Raw genomic sequence first — 16,557 nt, 5'->3', positions numbered from 1 at the left:
TACTCACTCCGCGGGAACGCCATGCGCAGCCCGAAACAGGCTCCGCTCCTGTGCCCGCTTTTCGGGCCGGTGACGAGTCAACGCCAGGATGAAACCGGCAGTGATGCAGATCGCGACCTGCGACGAACCGCCATAGGAAATCAGCGGGAGCGTCATGCCCTTGGCCGGCATCAGTTCGAGGTTCACACCGATATTGATCATCGACTGGATACCGATCAAAAGAACGAGACCTGCGACGGCAAAACGGTTGAAGTCGTTGCGTTCCTTGAAGGCATGGTTAAGTCCGCGCAGCACGATGAAGCCGAAGATCAGCACCAGCGCCATGCAGAACACGATGCCGAATTCTTCCGCGGCGACTGAGAAGACGAAGTCGGTATGGCTGTCCGGCAGGATACGCTTTACGATCCCCTCGCCCGGCCCCTGGCCGAACCAGCCGCCACGCACGATCGCCTCATGCGCCGTCTCGATCTGAAAGCGGTCGCCTTCGCCGGTCAAGAATTTGTCGAAACGCGCCGTCACGTGCGGCAGCATGTAATAGGCCGCCACGAGACCACCTGCGCCAACGCCGCCAAGCAGGAAAATCCAGATCCACGGCATGCCTGCCATAAAGAACATACCGCCCCAGACGACGCTGGTGAGGATCGTCTGGCCAAGGTCGGGCTGGGCGACCAGAAGTGCTGCCACGATGCCGAACAGGATGATCGCGAAGAGATTGCCGGGTATTTCCGGCTGCCGCGCATGTTCGGAAAACAACCAGGCGCAAACGATCACGAAGGCTGGCTTCATGAATTCGGAAGGCTGGATCGAGAAGATACCGACGCCGATCCAGCGACGCGCCCCCTTGACCTCGACGCCGAAAAACAGCGCCAGAACCATTAGCACCAGCGAGACGGCTAGAAGAATGATGGCCGTTCGTCGCACCTGTCGCGGGCTGAGAAAGGACAGGCCGAACATCACGATCAGGGACGGGATGATGAACATCGCGTGCCGCTCGACGAAATGGAAACTGTCGAGGCCAATACGCTCCGCAACCGCGGGCGAAGCGGCGAAGGACAGCATGAATCCCAGTCCCATCAACAGGATGAAGGCTGCAAGAAAATAGCGGTCGATCGTCCAGAACCAGTCTGCGAGCGGCCCTCGGTCTGCGCGGCTTACCATAGTCTCAGCTCCTGTTTCCGGTATCGACCAGCATTGTCACGTCCTGCAGGTCGGCCACGAGTTGCACGAAAGCATCTCCGCGGACCTCGAAATTCTTGAATTGATCGAAGCTTGCACATGCCGGCGAGAGCATCACCGCCGAATCGATTGCATCGCCATCGGCATCAGCGGATGCATGGCCGACGGCCTGATCCAGCGTGCCGGAGATTTCGTAGCGCACGCTTTCGCCCAATGTGGCCGCAAATGCCGGCGCAGCCTCTCCGATCAAATAAGCTTTTACTATATGAGAGAAAAGTGGTGCGAGGCTTGTGATGCCCCCTTCTTTCGGCAATCCACCGGCGATCCAGTAGATGCGGTCATAGCTCGACAGCGCAGGTGCCGCAGCCTCCGCATTAGTTGCCTTGGAATCGTTGACGAACACGACATGGCCGCGGCGGCCAACCGGCTGCATCCGGTGCTTGAGGCCGGGAAAGGACTTCAGCCCCTGAACAATCTCGGTCGGCGTAAGACCCACAGCCAGGCAGGCTGCCACTGCAGCAGCCGCATTCTGTGCGTTATGCGCGCCTTTCAGCGTCGGAATGCCATCGAGATCGACGAACAGTTCGCTCGCCCCACCATGCGCAAGCACGAGCTTTGTGCCCTCCGCGTAGATCCCGTCAGCGACAGGGCTACGCTTCGATATCCGCTTCACGGAAACACCCGCCCGCTCGACACGGTCGGCGATCAGAGTGCAGAAGCTGTCGTCGACGCCGATGATCGCTGTCTCGCTGCCGGCAACGAGGCGTTCCTTCACATCGGCATAATGCTGCATCGTGCCATGCCGATCGAGATGATCGGGCGTCAGGTTGAGTAGGATGCCTGCGGTCGGATTGAGGGTCGGCGCAAGATCGATCTGGTAGGAAGAGCACTCCACGACATAGAACCGCCCCACCTTTGGCTCGTCCAGCGTCAGGACCGCGGTGCCGATATTGCCGCCAAGTTGGGTATCGCGACCGCTCTCCTTCAGGATATGCGCGATAAGAGCCGTAGTCGTCGATTTGCCGTTGGTGCCGGTAATCGCGATGAACGGACTATCCGGCGCATGGGCGCGGCGCTCGCGCACGAAAAGCTCCACGTCTCCGATGATCTCGACACCGGCAGCCTTTGCAAGATCGACAGTCCAATGCGGCTTAGGATGGGTCAGCGGCACGCCCGGTGAAAGCACGAAAGCATCCTGCTTCGTCCAATCTATCCCCCTCAGATCCGCAACATTGATGCCGGCCTGCGACGCCCTTGTTACGCTTTCAGGGTTGTCGTCCCAGGCGGTAACATTCGCACCGCCAGCGACAAGCGCCTGCGCTGTCGCGAGACCCGATCCGCCGAGCCCGAACAGTGCTACATTTCTACCCTTGAAAGTCGTAACCGGGATCATCGCATTATAACCGAAATTACCGAAGCTTGAGTGTCGAAAGTCCGAGCATTGCAAGGCCAACGGCGATGATCCAGAAGCGGATCACGACCTGACTTTCCGTCCAGCCCAGCTTTTCGAAATGGTGGTGAATGGGCGCCATCAGGAACACCCGCTTGCCGGTCAACTTGAAGAAGCCGACCTGAATGATCACCGACAAGGTTTCCATGACAAAGAGGCCGCCGATGATCGCCATGACGATCTCGTGTTTGGTGGCGACCGCCACCGAGCCGATCAGGCCGCCAAGCGCCAGCGATCCGGTGTCACCCATGAAGATGGCGGCTGGCGGTGCGTTGAACCATAGGAAGCCCAATCCCGCCCCGATGACCGCACCGAGAATGACGGCAAGTTCGCCGGTACCAGGCACGAAATTGATCTGCAGGTAGTTGGCGAAGACTGCATTACCGGCGAGATAGGCGATGACGCCGAAGGATGCAGCCGCGATCATCACCGGCACGATTGCGAGACCATCGAGACCATCGGTCAGGTTCACCGCATTGCCGGCAGCCACGATGACGAAGCCGCCGAACAGGATGAAAAAGAAGCCGATATTGAGGACATATTCCTTGACGAAGGGGAAAGCGACAGATGTCGCAAGGCCCGGATTGGATGTCTGGGCGTGCATTGCCATGCGCATCATGAAGAAGACGGCGATGCCTGCGATCAGGAACTCGATGCCGAGACGGGCCTTGCCGGAAAAGCCCTTGTCCGACTGCTTGGTGACCTTCAGGTAATCGTCATAAAAGCCGATGGCGCCGAAACCGAGTGTTACCAGCAGCGTCGCCACGACATAGACGTTGGAAAGGTCGGCCCATAGCAGCGAGCCGCCGACGATGCCGGCGAGAATCATCAGACCACCCATGGTCGGCGTGCCGGCCTTCTTGAAGTGTGTCTGCGGACCGTCAGCACGGATAGGCTGGCCCTTGCCCTGGCGCACACGCAATGACGCGATCATCCGCGGGCCGAACAGGAAGACGATCAGGGCCGAGGTAAACAGGGCTGCGCCAGTCCGGAAGGTGATGTATCGGAACAAATTGAAAAACTGCAGTTTGTCCGACAGTTCGACAAGCCAGATCAGCATGAAGGCCCTTTCCCGAAGCCGCTAAAATTCAAAGTTGATGGTCCGTGTCGGAGAATGCCGGATAGTTGTCAAGCAGACCGGCAACGATCTTGCCGAAACCGATGCCGAGCGACGACTTAACCATGACCACATCGCCGGGCCTGACTGAGCGCACGACATAGTCGACGAGTTCCGACGTCTGTTCCCGATATTCCACCTGAACACTTTCCGGAAGCGCGTCGCGCAATACCGACATCTCCGCGCCGGCAAGCCAGACATGCTCGATCCCGGCGGCAAGCAGCGGCCCGGTCAGTTCCTCGTGCAACTGCGCGGAAAACTCGCCCATCTCTAGCATGTCGCCAAGGATCGCAATCCGCCGGCCGGAAAGGTCCGGCGTGGTCGAGGCAAGCAAGGCGATTGCCGCCCGCATCGAGGCGGGGTTTGCATTATAGCTTTCGTCGATCAGCGTCAGATAGCCCTCGCCGATCGCAAGGCGGTGACGTTCACCTCTGCCCTTGACGGACTTGAGGCTCGCAAGCACTTCGATCGCCTGATCGAGATCGGCGCCGACAAGATCGCAAGCGCCGAGTGCTGCGACTGCATTCTCGGCGATATGTCGTCCAGGTGCTCCGATCCTGACTTCACGAGTTTCGCCGTCAAGAACGGCCCAGATCGTCGATCCCTCGCCGTCCCCCTCGAAATCCGCCAGACGGAAATCCGCCTTGGCATGCTGGCCGAAACTGCAGATCCGCGCCACGCCGGCCTGATTTGCACGCTCCGCCAGAAACTCGAACTGCTTGATATCGCGGTTGAGCACTGCAACGCCGCCCTCGACAACACCGTCGAAGATCTCGGCCTTGGCTGCAGCAATCTCTTCCAGATCCTTGAAATGGCCGAGATGGGCTGCCGCAATCGTGGTGATGATCGCCACATGCGGCTTGACCATCTGCACCAGCGGCGTGATCTCGCCGGCATGGTTCATGCCGATCTCGAAGACGCCAAAATCGGTATCTGCCGGCATGCGCGCCAGCGTCAGCGGCACGCCCCAGTGATTGTTGAAGGATGCAACGGCCGCATGCACCTGGCCCGATGGAGCAAGCATCTGGCGCAGCATTTCCTTGGTTGTCGTCTTGCCCACCGATCCAGTCACTGCAATGATGCGTGCACGGCTGCGTGCGCGGGACGCCACGGCCAGCTTGCCGAGCGCCGCCAGCACATCCTCCACCACGATCATCGGCACGGTCAGCCTACCGAGCGCGGGAAGCTTTCCTTCGCTGACGACGATCAGCGGGGCGCCATTGGCAACGGCGATGCTCGCATAGTCATGACCGTCCACGCGGTCGCCCTTGATCGCGAAAAAGGCTTCCCCCGTACCGATGGAACGGCTGTCGATCGAAATGCCAGTGATGCCCTCCGGAAGCGTCCCGATAGGGCGACCTTCCATGATGGTCGCCATCTCTTGCGATGTCCAAAGAAAGCTCACGATACCCTCTCCTCCAATGCACGGCGTATTTCGACATGATCAGAGAACGGCAACACCGTCGTTCCAATCGTCTGCCCCTCCTCGTGCCCCTTGCCGGCTACGATCAGCGTATCGCCCGATTTGAGCAGGTTCACCGCATGACGGATGGCACTTGCCCGGTCGCCGATCTCGATCGCGCCCAGTGCTGCAGCCATGATCTCGGAGCGGATGACTTCCGGAACCTCGGAGCGCGGATTATCGTCGGTCACGACAACGACATCGGCAAGGCGCGTGGCAATCTCACCCATGATTGGTCTCTTGCCCTTGTCGCGATCACCGCCGCAACCGAACACGACGAGCACCTTGCCGCTGGTGAACGGCCGCACCGCGGTCAGCACCTTTTCCAGCGCATCCGGCTTGTGGGCATAATCGACATAGGCAAGCGCGCCATCCTTCGTATGACCGACGAGTTCCAGACGGCCAGCAGCGCCGGTCAGCGTCTCAAGCGCCTTGAAGGCGGTCTTTGCCTCTACACCTGTCGAAATAGCCAGACCTGCCGCTACCAGCGCATTGGCCAGCTGGAAATCACCGGCAAGCGGAATGTCGATCTCGAAAATCTGGCCGTTGTGATGCACTTCGGCCATCTGCTTGTGGCGGAAATGCTCGACGCGCTTAATGCAGAGATAATCGCCCTTGCGCCCAACCGTCCGCACATCGAGGCCGGACGCCTTGCCAACCCGGATTGCTTCCCCGGACCAGGAATCGTCGGCAAAAATGACGGCCGGAGAACCCTTCGGCATCAGCGTGTCGAACAGCCGCATCTTGGCGGCCATATAGTCCTCGACCGTCGGATGGTAATCCATATGGTCGCGACCAAGATTGGTGAAGGCAGCAGCGGAAAGCCTGACGCCATCCAGACGCGACTGGTCGAGCCCGTGGCTCGACGCTTCCATTGCTGCATGCGTAACACCTTCATCCGCCAGTTCGGCAAGAAGCTTCTGCAACTCCACCGGATCGGGCGTCGTCAGCGATCCGTAATCATTGCGGCTCGGCGAAATGACGCCGGTCGTACCGATCTGTGCCGCACTCAACCCGGCCTTCGCCCAGATCTGCCGAACGAATGACGCAACCGATGTCTTGCCCGCCGTACCGGTCACGGCCACCATCGTCTCGGGCTGCTTGCCAAAGAACCTGGCCGCAGCCAGCGCAACGAAACGGCGTGGATTGGAAACGACGATAACCGGAATATCGGCCTCGGCCGGATGAGCCGACACCGCGACCACGGCGCCACGCGCGGCAGCATTGCCGATAAAGCCCTGTCCGTCGGCCTTCACGCCCGCCAGAGCGGCAAACAGCATGCCCGGCATGATCTTGCGGCTGTCCAAGGAAATCCCGGTAATCTCGAGGTCTCCGAGAGGACCAGCGAGAAGGTCGTTAACTTCCGGAAAATCCGGACCGGCAAGATCGCGCAGTTTCATCAGTCTGTTCCATCTTTCGAGCGGCGCTCACGAATCGCCGCTCGAGTTGTTGTCGCTCAATAAGACACAAGCAGGGCAGAACCGTCATTGCCGAATTTCGGCTTTACACCGAGAATGGGAGCAGCCCGGCTGATGATCTCCTTGACCATTGGCGCGGCCGACGTGGCGGCAAGCGCTGCACCATTGCCCTTGTCTGTCTTCGGCTCGTCGCTGAAGCTCAGAACGACATATTGCGGATTACCCATCGGGAAGGCTGACAGGAAGGCATTGAAGTTTTTGTCGTGGGAATAACGCCCGTTGACCACCTTGTCTGCTGTACCCGTCTTGCCACCAACATCAAAGCCATCGACCCGTGCATTGCGACCAGAACCGTTGGCACCATTCCATTCGAACAGATAACGCATGTCGCGGCTGGTCGAAGGCTTCAGCACTTGGGTCGCCACCTGATCCGCCTCATCCTGCGTTCGCGGCAGGAAGGTCGGCGCGAGGAGTTTACCTCCGTTGACCAGGGCAGCCCCCGCCACAGCCGTCTGCAGTGGTGTCGTGGAAACACCGTGACCGAAGGAGATCGTGATCGAGTTGATCTTCTTCCACTGGCGTGGCTGGCTTGGCATGGCCACTTCGGGCAGCTCGGTCTTCATCCTTGAGAGAAGTCCCAGCCTGGTCAAGAAGTCCTTGTGTCCGTCGATACCGACCGCATCAGCGATCTTCGCAGTCCCGATATTCGACGAATACTGGAAAATTTCAGGAACGCTGAGCATGCGTCCCTTGCCGTGGAAATCCTTGATCGTGAAACCACCAATGCGGATCGGGAAGCGGGCATCGAATGTACTGTTGAGGTTCATCTTGCCGTCGTCGAGACCCATTGCCAGCGTGAACGATTTGAAGGTCGAGCCCATCTCAAACGTGCCGTTCGACATACGGTTGAACCATCCCTCCTCGCCGCCGGCGGCCGGATCGTTCGGATCGAAGTCCGGCGCTGAAGCCATGCCGAGAACTTCACCGGTATGAACATCGATGACCACCGCGCCGGCGCCGATTGCCTTATATTTGCCGATCGACGCAGAAACCACGTCCTGCACGATTGCCTGAACCCTGAGATCGATGGAAAGCTTGACCGGCTCCAACGGCTGGTTCGACGTCATGCCGACAGAGGCAAGGTCTGCAAGTCCCTGGCTATCGACGTAACGCTCCATGCCGGCAACGCCGCGGTTGTCGATATTCACGTAACCGACGATATGTGCGGCAGTACGTCCACCCGGATAGAAGCGGCGCTTCTCGGGCCTGAAACCGATACCAGGAATACCGAGCGCAAGAATTTGGCTCTGCTGCTTCGGGGTCAACTGGCGACGAAGCCACTGGAAACGGGAATTGGACTTGAGCCTGGAATAGGTCGACTTGACGTCGAGATCCGTCAACACGGTTGAAAGCTTCTCGACCACTTCATCGGCGTCGACAATCTTGTGCGGCTCGGCAAACAGAGAGACGGTGCGAATATCCGTCGCAAGGATCGCGCCGTTGCGATCGACGATATCCGGACGCGAAGCCAGCAGGCGGTCCGCAGGCAGGATGCTTGAGGTCGTCTCCGGCTGGGCCATACCATACTGCGTAAGACGGCCGCCGATCACGACGTAAACCACGGCGAAACCTGCGATCAGCAGACCAACGCGATTACGCGCCTGCGCCGATTTCTTCTTGCGCGTTCCTTCAAATGCAGCACCGCCGACGGCAGACCTGCCCTTGCGGTCAGACGAAAAATGCGCCCGGCGTTTGACCACCATAACTTTAGAAAGAAAAGACATCAGCGCCTCACCGAGCCAGTGGACATATTATCCGGCGCCCATCCTCGAGGCAGCGGCAATGGAACCTTGGGAGCCGGCGTTGCCTTCGCCTGCTCCACTCCCTTGAGAGCCGCAGCTACCTCACCGTTCTTGCCGGCGATAATATCCTCAATCGTCGTATCGGGCTGCGGGAGTTGCGATCTGTGCATGGGCAGCTCCTTTGGCATTGCGAGCTGTGTCGGCTGCGTGGGAACAAGACCAAGCTCCGAATCGTAATTCTTGATCAATGGCTGCAGGCGGTTCGGCTGCGTCACGAGAGCCCAATCGGCCTTCAGAAGATCGATCGTGTCGCGTTCAAGCCTGATCTCAGCCTCGAGCCGGCGAACTTCGCTCAGCTTTTCGTCCGCTCGATGCTTGATCGTGTAGGTAACGACCGCCATCGTGGTCATCACGCCGATCAGCACGAGATCGAAACTCCTCAGCATCCTCAGGCTCCCATGGTCGCAAGGCTGGCCAGATCAGGCAGCGAGAAAATAGACAAGTCGTCAGCACCAGGCCTGGCTTCGGTACGAACGCCCATACGTAGCTTGGCGGACCGTGCACGCGGATTGACCTCAGCCTCGGCCTCGCTAGCGGCAATCATCTGCTTGCCCGGAAATTCGAAAACAGCGGAACGAACCTCGACCGCCGGCATATGTCGCGAGCCGGAAGCCTTGCCGGAACGATCGGAGAAAAATTGCTTCACGATCCGATCTTCGAGAGAATGAAACGTTACGACAACCAGACGACCGCCCGGCTTAAGCGACCGCTCGGCGGCAAAAAGCGCACGAGCCAGTTCCCCAAGCTCGTCATTCACGAAAATCCGAAGCGCCTGAAAGACACGAGTTGCCGGATGAATCTTATCCTTGGCTTTGCGCGGATTGACGCTCTCGATCAGATTGGCGAGATCGCGCGTTGTTTCGAACAACTGCGTTGCACGCCGCTTTTCGATGGCGCGAGCAATACGCCCAGGATGCTTTTCTTCACCGAGAAATCCGAAAATCCGAATAAGGTCACCGACCTTGGCCCGATTGACGACATCAGCGGCGGAAACACCCGAAGACGACATACGCATATCGAGCGGCCCATTGCGCTGAAACGAAAAGCCGCGTTCAGCCTCATCGATCTGCATCGACGACACGCCGATATCAAAGACGACACCATCCAAACCGCCATCGGGAACATACTCCGCAAGACGGGAGAACTCGGAATGGATGAGGGACAGCCGTCCCTCGCTCTTCTGAACCAGCGCCTGACCTGCAGAGATCGCAGTCGGATCGCGATCGAGAGCAATTACCGAAGAACCGGCAGAAAGAAGCGCGGACGTATATCCGCCTGCACCAAAAGTGCCATCGAGAATGACCTTGCCCGCTTCAGGCTGAAGCGCAGCAACCACTTCCCCAAGCATAACCGGGATATGGCGCGCAGACCCAGTTTCGGTCTCGACCTCAGCACCATCAGACCCATTCGCCATACTGCACTCTCACTGCAATTAGAGCAGAAAAACAACAGCCCCTTCCGCCGGAAAGCCCACCTTCAATTCACGACCATCCGCAAGGAACCGAGACAACCGATTACCAAGGCAAACATCGCCCCTCGCAGCAGAGAAAAATGAAAGAACGATCGACCAAAGAGACGCCCACGGAACGAGCCTTAAAAACCCCTTCCTACATGCATTTATTTATGACCCGTTAAGTTTAACAAAACATTACCAAGGCGGGTTTTGCGATCGGAGAGAGGCACTCAAAAACGTCGGATAAACATCGATTAAGCCATTGAAATAATGGAAACTCTCCACTTTCTCGAAGAACGGGAGAGCAGCCGGACGCTGACAGCGAGAAGAAGACGTTACATCACCGCCGCATTATCAGGTCAGATTCGCCAGTTGGCCTGTAAGCCGGGTTCTGTATGGCTCCGATGCAAGCACCGGAACGTGGCAGCCATTCATCTGGGACGATGCTTGCACATCGCCTCACGCAACCCACCCGGATGACTGGCCCAGAAACAGGCTGTAGGCGCTTTTGGCGCCCCGCGTCATCCCTATTCGGTCTTGCTCCCGGTGGGGTTTACCTTGCCGCCGCTGTCACCAGATGCGCGGTGGGCTCTTACCCCACCCTTTCACCCTTACCCCGCATATAGCGAGGCGGTTTGCTTTCTGTGGCACTTTCCCTAGGGTCGCCCCCGCCGGACGTTATCCGGCACCGTGTTTCCGTGGAGCCCGGACTTTCCTCACCCTACCGTCTTTCGACATTGGTAAAGCGCGGCTGCCCGGCCAACTGGCACCGGCTCCATAAACGGTTTGATCCGCAAACGCCACAGCACAGAGCAAAGAATCCGTCCGAATGACTTACAATCGAAGCACTTCGCCCGCTTTCTGGAATCAGAACATCAACGGGTAAGTGCGGCCATAATCCAGCGCCACCGTCGCATATAATACGTCCTCTACCGGCTTTGCACGGTCCATCGAGGCGATCACCGTCTCGACCTTTTTGCAATAACGCTGCGACACCGGGTTCATGCGCTTTGCCCCATGGCCGGCATTGTATTTGAGGATGGTCCGGCAGAGCTTTCCATCACCGAGCTCATGCGCGCCGGCGAGATATTTCATACCATAGCGGATGTTGGTTTCAGGATCATAGAGACCGGAGGCACGCCCCCTGTACCCCATCAGCTTGGCCGTTGCAGGCTTGATCTGCATCAGGCCGATCTCTCCCGCGCTTCCCTTTGCCATCGGCTGGAAATTGCTTTCGATCCGCACGACAGCCATCGCCAGCTCGGTCGGAACGCCGTATTGATCGGCATATTGACGAATCAAACCCTCGTAACGCGACTGGCGAAGCGCACGCTGATCTTCCGGCGTCTTGGCCTGCATGGTGGTTTCGCGCGTTTCCCAGGGCTTGATGACCTGTTTTTCTGTAGAGTTCGTCGTCTCCCCACCGTCTTCGGCGCGCACGAAATCCGTACCCGCAGCAAGCGCAATCACGCCCGCTGCGGCTGCAATAGCCAGCATTCTCATGAAGTAAGTCAGTCTCCGGGTAAGGTCCTTCAACTCATGGACCTGAAAGGCTCGCGGCCGGCACATGCCGATCCTTCGGAAGCAATGCCGGAAAGACGATGCAACCGTTGACGAAACCCGTTCGTTTTTCTTTGCAATCCCCGCCTACAAGGCGATTGCGCGAGCCACTGCTTAAACCCGGTTATTAAGGAAAGTCTGTGGCAGCGCAGCAAAACGACGATTTTACTACCTTACAACTCTCAGGAGATCAGATTTCTACCTGGCTATATTTCGGCAACGAGGTCAGCAATCGGTGCAAGGTATCGATCGTGGAGAAATCGGCTATTCCATCGACCAGCGCCGGACGAAAATGCCGCTGAAACGCTTCCAGCACACCCTTGGTGCGGTCGCAGAAATTGCCTGTTATCTCAAGATCGTAGCCGTAGAAGGATAGCATCGATTGCAGCGCCTCGATGGGCTGCCCCGCCTCGCCCAACTGGAAGAACCGCCCGCCGGCAATCGGACTTGCGTCGACCCAATGACCAACACCCGCATCATACAGCCGCTTCCACGGAAAATTCTCGCCCGGATCAACCTTGCGGATTGGCGCGACATCGGAGTGACCGAGCACCCGTTCCGGCCTTATGGACCACCGCTCGCCGCAATCCAGACACAATTGAACCACCGCTTCGATCTGGTCGGCAGGAAACATCGGAAGCCCGCCCGGATGCCCGGGATTGGCGATCTCGATACCGATCGAACAGGAATTGATATCGACCTCTCCCGCCCAAGCACTTTTTCCTGCATGCCATGCACGCCGCGTCTCCGGCACGAGCTGGATCACACGCCCGTCCTCATGAACGAAGTAATGGCTGGAAACTTGGCTCTCCTCGTTACAGAGCCAGTTCAGTGCCTGATCGGCGTCCGGCATGCCGGTATAGTGAAGGATGATTGCATCAGGTTGACGGCCGGAAACTCGCTCCCCGTGATTGGGAGACGGCCGGACAGATGCTGCCGCATAGTCCGCAACGAAATCACTCATGCTGCGCGACGCTCTTTCTCGATCGCCTTATAAGCCGCGTTCAGCGCAGCCATCCGCTCGTTTGCGGCAGCGTGAAGCGTGGCAGGCACGCCCCGCGCAATCAAACGGTCCGGATGATGTTCGGAGACAAGAAGGCGGTATTGCTTGCGGATCGCAGCGAAATCATCCTCGGGGGAAACGCCGAGCACCAGATACGGATCCCGACCATCGAGATGCACGTGCCGCGCCATGATTCGGCGGAAATGTTCGTCATCTATCCGGAAGATTTCCGCAATACGGCCGAGGAACAGAAGCTCCTTCTCATGCACCAGGCCATCCGCCTTGGCGATATGGAAAAGCCCATCCACGACGCTCTCGAGCATCGGGCAGTTCTCGGCAGCTCCCGAACTGCAAAGGTTTGAGAGCTTGGACGCATAGGCCTCATAACCGGCCACGTCCTGACGCGCGAGATTGTATAAACGCGCGACGTTGCGGGCTTCTTCATCCGGAAAATCGAAGATTTGCTGGAACGCCTTCACTTCCGCTTCGGTGACGATTCCATCTGCTTTGGCCATCTTCGCGGACAGCGCGATGATGGCAACGGAGAAGGAAACCTGCCGGCGGGTCTCGGAATCCCCCTCGAAAAGCGTGCGGATAGCCTCCACCACGCGCCCCAGCGCGCTACCGGCGGCATCGCCGATCGCGCCGATAAGCCGCTCCCACAAGGAGGAAATCTGCAGACAGGAAAAATCGAATATCATCCGCCTAAATGACCAGATAACACCAAAAAATGCAACGGATCGGGCGTTCACCACCAGATTAAACTATGTTCATGTTATTCGAACAATGAGCTGGCTCCGAGGTCAGGCCGACCGCTTTCATGGCATCTGAAATCAGCCCCCCTTCAAAGCCATCCGCTGCGCACCAACCTCCGCCATATGTGATGCAGCGCAGCTTTATCGACGCATCCGTTTGAAAACACGGAATTATTACCCACCGAAAAACAAGGCGCGCGACGGAATAGGCGAAGAAATGCACTTTACACCGTCTGCCCTCTATCGCATCCATACCGCCGGAGAAATGCAGGGGAAGCGTTTACACGCGACGGAGGAACCATGGCCAGAGAGAAAGTAGCAATGTTGACGGCAGGCGGTCTTGCTCCCTGCCTATCATCGGCTGTGGGAGGCCTCATTCAACGTTACACCGATGTCGCTCCGGATGCTGAACTGATCGCCTATCGCTCCGGATACCAAGGGGTTCTTCTCTCGGACCGAATCGAAATCACAGCGGAGATGCGAGAGAATGCGCATCTGCTCCACCGTTATGGCGGCTCGCCGATCGGCAACAGCCGCGTCAAACTGACAAATGCCGCAGACTGCGTGAAGCGGGGCCTGATCAAAGAAGGCCAGAACCCTCTGGCAGTTGCAGCAGAGCAGCTTGCCGAAGATGGCATCACCGTGCTTCACACTATTGGCGGCGATGATACCAACACCGTAGCTGCCGATCTCGCAGCATATCTAGCCGCAAACGGTTACGACCTCACCGTAGTTGGCCTGCCGAAGACGGTCGACAATGATATCGTTCCCATTCGCCAGTCGCTGGGCGCCTGGACAGCAGCGGAAGTTGGCGCAGCATTTTTCGACAATGTTTCGAATGAACAGACGGCGGCGCCGCGTACCCTCATCATCCATGAGGTCATGGGTCGCCATTGCGGTTGGCTTACCGCAGCAACGGCACGCGCCTATATCCAGAAAAGCAGTTCCAACAACTATGTCGAAGGCTTCCTCATGAATGAGGAAATGAAGGGCATCGACGGCGTATATCTTCCCGAAATGGCCTTTGATGCGCAAAAGGAAGCGGCTCGTTTGAGGGAAGTCATGGACAAGCGCGGCTTTGCGACGGTCTTTGTTTCCGAGGGCGCCTGTTTGGACGCAATCGTTGCCGAACGCGAGGCTGCCGGCGAAAATGTTGCCCGTGATGCGTTCGGTCACGTCAAACTGGATACGATCAATGTCGGAGGCTGGTTCCAGAAGCAGTTTGCGGCGCGGATCGATGCGGAACGATCATTGGTGCAGAAGTCCGGCTATTTCGCCAGGTCTGCAGCTGCAAACGGCGATGATCTTCGACTGATCCAGGGAATGGTCGATCTCGCTGTTGAAAGTGCATTAAACCGGATCTCCGGCGTGACAGGACATGACGAAGACCAGAATGGGAAGCTTAGAACGATCGAATTTCCGCGCATCAAGGGTGGTAAACCTTTTGATATGACGGCAAGATGGTTCGGCGATGTAATGGAGTCCATTGGGCAGTCTTTCGAGCCCGCCTGATGGAAAAATGACGGATGCTGTGGCATCCGGGAGGGTGATGATGACCATAGAAACATGGCTCGCTTTTGCGGCAACGACGGTTGCTATCCTTCTTATGCCGCATCCCATTGCATCGCTCACTGCAGCGTTCTCCGCTTCATGGGGAAGAACAAGCGCATTCGTGACGATCCCGGCCTTCGTTCTATCCTTTGTTCTTGGAGGCGTTCTGGTCGTCGCCGGCGTTTTTCTGATCACTTTCCTTTGGCCAGCAGCAATCGGCGCTCTTTCATGGATAGGGCTGTCCTACCTGATGCTGCATGTCCTCTACGCCTACCAGGATCCTCGGCTCCGCTATGGGACTGCCGACAACGACAACCTTCCCGAAACGCGTCCCATGCGCATATTCGGTTATTTCGTTCTGACAACGTTCAGGAGCACGCGTTACTTTGCGCTCACGGCAGCAATTGCCGTCCAGTTTTTTGATCCCGCGCGCGCGCCACAGGAACAGTATATAAACATGATTTCTGCACTGGCCGCTTCGGCGATGATAGGGGCGCTTGCCCATGCCACACTTCCCGCCAGTTTCACTCGGAAACGCCGCGTTTCCAAGGCCCGCAGCAAGGCTCCCTACAAGCCCGGAACACGTTTCATAGCCCGTCGTGCGGTCACTGCCGGATATCGGCGCATCGCCGCATGATCATCTGCGACCGGCTGGTGGCTTGTCGATCTCTTTCGAATGAGTTAATTGAGGTCGAGTTTCACTGGTCTTGTTAACGTTCTGGGCAACGATTTTTAATGAAAGCGACCCGATGGCAATGATGCGATTTGTGGGCCGTAAGGCAGCCGTGGTTATTGCCATGTCTTCCGCATTGGCTGCATGTTCCAGCGTTGACCACAGCAACAACGTGGCGTCGAACGAGACGCAGGACCAATCCGTTCAGCAGACTGCCGATGCATCTTCGGCGATCGCAGAAGGAGGTCCTGACAGCACAGTTACGCTCGTCAAGACAAGCCGCCTCCCGGTTCCCGTACCGACTGTGTCGGACGCAGCCAACGTTCAGACCGCAGCCATGTCATCTCCGACCATGGCGCCATTCGTTGCCATGCAAACGAGCTCGACTGCCGCATCGATGCCTGTTGTCGTCGCCTCTGCTCAGCCAGTGGCGCATAGCACCGCCAAGGGTGCCCGCCTTGTTTCCCCTCCGCTCGCTCCGGCAGTCCAATCGGGACAGATCCAACCGGCAGCAGCTCAGGCCATCGCGCTTGACGAACCAGAACTGACGCCGGACATGGTCGCGCTGCAATCGGTCATTCCGATCCCGCGCCCGCAGGTGCCGACGACTACGCTTGCTTACGCAGCCCAGCCGAAAGCAGTCGCCGCAGTTTCGGCGATCGACAACCGGATGGAGTTCCCACCGGCTCCAGGCGAGCCGATGCCGGAAACCGCGACGGACGCCCCTTCGAACTTGAAAAAGCTTATCCACCGTTATGCCGGCCTGTATGGTGTACCGGAATCGCTGGTGCACCGCGTCGTGCACCGCGAAAGCAAATATGACCCCAAGGCCTATCACAAGAACGGTTATTGGGGTCTCATGCAGATCAAGTATTCGACGGCCAAATCGATGGGTTACGAGGGACCACCAGAAGGCCTTCTCGATGCCGAAACCAACTTGAAATACGCGATCAAATATCTCCGCGGCGCTTGGCTCGTCGCCGACAACCAGAACGACAACGCAATCCGGCTTTATGCGCGCGGTTATTATTACGATGCCAAGCGCAAGGACATGCTCCACGTCCTGCAGAAATAACG

14 protein-coding genes and 1 other RNA gene are annotated in these 16,557 nt (G+C 58.0%); 3 read left to right on the top strand and 12 right to left on the bottom strand.

Annotated features, from left to right (window positions below; translation table 11 throughout):
* Positions 1-3: 3 nt before the first annotated feature.
* From ftsW to GGE33_RS05130, 12 genes are all read right to left on the bottom strand, one after another.
* A complete protein-coding gene (gene ftsW / locus GGE33_RS05185; protein ID WP_148147612.1) occupies positions 4-1,158 on the bottom strand; it encodes a putative lipid II flippase FtsW in 1,155 nt (384 codons plus the stop codon).
* 4 nt (positions 1,159-1,162) lie between these two features.
* Positions 1,163-2,569: a UDP-N-acetylmuramoyl-L-alanine--D-glutamate ligase gene (murD, locus tag GGE33_RS05180; protein WP_183821477.1), complete on the bottom strand. Its 1,407-nt coding sequence runs from the start codon at positions 2,567-2,569 to the stop codon at positions 1,163-1,165.
* Positions 2,570-2,585: 16 nt separating this feature from the next.
* On the bottom strand, positions 2,586-3,686 hold the full coding sequence (gene mraY / locus GGE33_RS05175; protein ID WP_148147610.1) for a phospho-N-acetylmuramoyl-pentapeptide-transferase: 1,101 nt from the start codon (positions 3,684-3,686) through the stop codon (positions 2,586-2,588).
* A 28-nt stretch (positions 3,687-3,714) separates the two neighbouring features.
* Entirely contained in the window at positions 3,715-5,148 is a 1,434-nt protein-coding gene (locus GGE33_RS05170; RefSeq protein WP_183821476.1) for a UDP-N-acetylmuramoylalanyl-D-glutamyl-2,6-diaminopimelate--D-alanyl-D-alanine ligase, read from the bottom strand.
* The gene (locus tag GGE33_RS05165; RefSeq protein ID WP_183821475.1) at positions 5,145-6,605 is read right to left on the bottom strand and encodes a UDP-N-acetylmuramoyl-L-alanyl-D-glutamate--2,6-diaminopimelate ligase; all 1,461 of its coding nucleotides are present in this window, start codon (positions 6,603-6,605) and stop codon (positions 5,145-5,147) included. The genes GGE33_RS05170 and GGE33_RS05165 overlap by 4 nt, the downstream gene beginning before the upstream one ends.
* 56 nt (positions 6,606-6,661) lie before the next feature.
* Entirely contained in the window at positions 6,662-8,407 is a 1,746-nt protein-coding gene (locus GGE33_RS05160) for a peptidoglycan D,D-transpeptidase FtsI family protein (RefSeq protein ID WP_183821474.1), read from the bottom strand.
* Positions 8,407-8,871 carry a cell division protein FtsL gene (gene ftsL / locus GGE33_RS05155; protein ID WP_148147606.1) on the bottom strand — a complete coding sequence of 155 codons (465 nt, stop codon included), beginning with the start codon at positions 8,869-8,871 and terminating at the stop codon, positions 8,407-8,409. The genes GGE33_RS05160 and ftsL overlap by 1 nt, the downstream gene beginning before the upstream one ends.
* A gap of 2 nt (positions 8,872-8,873) precedes the next feature.
* Positions 8,874-9,899, bottom strand: coding sequence for a 16S rRNA (cytosine(1402)-N(4))-methyltransferase RsmH (gene rsmH / locus GGE33_RS05150; protein WP_183821473.1), 1,026 nt, complete (start codon positions 9,897-9,899; stop codon positions 8,874-8,876).
* 403 nt (positions 9,900-10,302) lie between these two features.
* Positions 10,303-10,705, bottom strand: an RNA gene (gene rnpB, locus GGE33_RS05145) — RNase P RNA component class A.
* Between the two features lie 100 nt (positions 10,706-10,805).
* Positions 10,806-11,441, bottom strand: a complete 636-nt coding sequence (locus tag GGE33_RS05140; protein WP_183821472.1) for a lytic transglycosylase domain-containing protein — start codon at positions 11,439-11,441, stop codon at positions 10,806-10,808.
* A gap of 247 nt (positions 11,442-11,688) precedes the next feature.
* Complete coding sequence (locus GGE33_RS05135) at positions 11,689-12,462, bottom strand: N-acetylmuramoyl-L-alanine amidase (RefSeq protein WP_183685868.1); 774 nt, start codon at positions 12,460-12,462, stop codon at positions 11,689-11,691.
* A complete protein-coding gene (locus tag GGE33_RS05130) occupies positions 12,459-13,202 on the bottom strand; it encodes a J domain-containing protein (protein ID WP_183821471.1) in 744 nt (247 codons plus the stop codon). Before GGE33_RS05130 ends, GGE33_RS05135 begins: the two co-directional genes overlap by 4 nt.
* A gap of 354 nt (positions 13,203-13,556) precedes the next feature.
* Here GGE33_RS05130 and GGE33_RS05125 point away from each other — a divergent pair, with 354 nt between their 5' ends.
* The 3 genes from GGE33_RS05125 (at position 13,557) to GGE33_RS05115 (ending at position 16,555) form a co-directional block, all read left to right on the top strand.
* Positions 13,557-14,768 (top strand): pyrophosphate--fructose-6-phosphate 1-phosphotransferase, encoded by a 1,212-nt coding sequence (locus GGE33_RS05125; RefSeq protein WP_183821470.1) that lies wholly within the window; start codon positions 13,557-13,559, stop codon positions 14,766-14,768.
* Positions 14,769-14,808: 40 nt separating this feature from the next.
* Complete coding sequence (locus GGE33_RS05120; RefSeq protein WP_183821469.1) at positions 14,809-15,444, top strand: hypothetical protein; 636 nt, start codon at positions 14,809-14,811, stop codon at positions 15,442-15,444.
* Between the two features lie 160 nt (positions 15,445-15,604).
* The gene (locus GGE33_RS05115; protein WP_246435739.1) at positions 15,605-16,555 is read left to right on the top strand and encodes a lytic transglycosylase domain-containing protein; all 951 of its coding nucleotides are present in this window, start codon (positions 15,605-15,607) and stop codon (positions 16,553-16,555) included.
* Positions 16,556-16,557 lie beyond the last annotated feature (2 nt).

Source organism: Aliirhizobium cellulosilyticum (genome assembly GCF_014198105.1).
GTDB lineage: Bacteria > Pseudomonadota > Alphaproteobacteria > Rhizobiales > Rhizobiaceae > Neorhizobium > Neorhizobium cellulosilyticum.
This window is presented reverse-complemented; position numbering and strand designations above follow the sequence as displayed.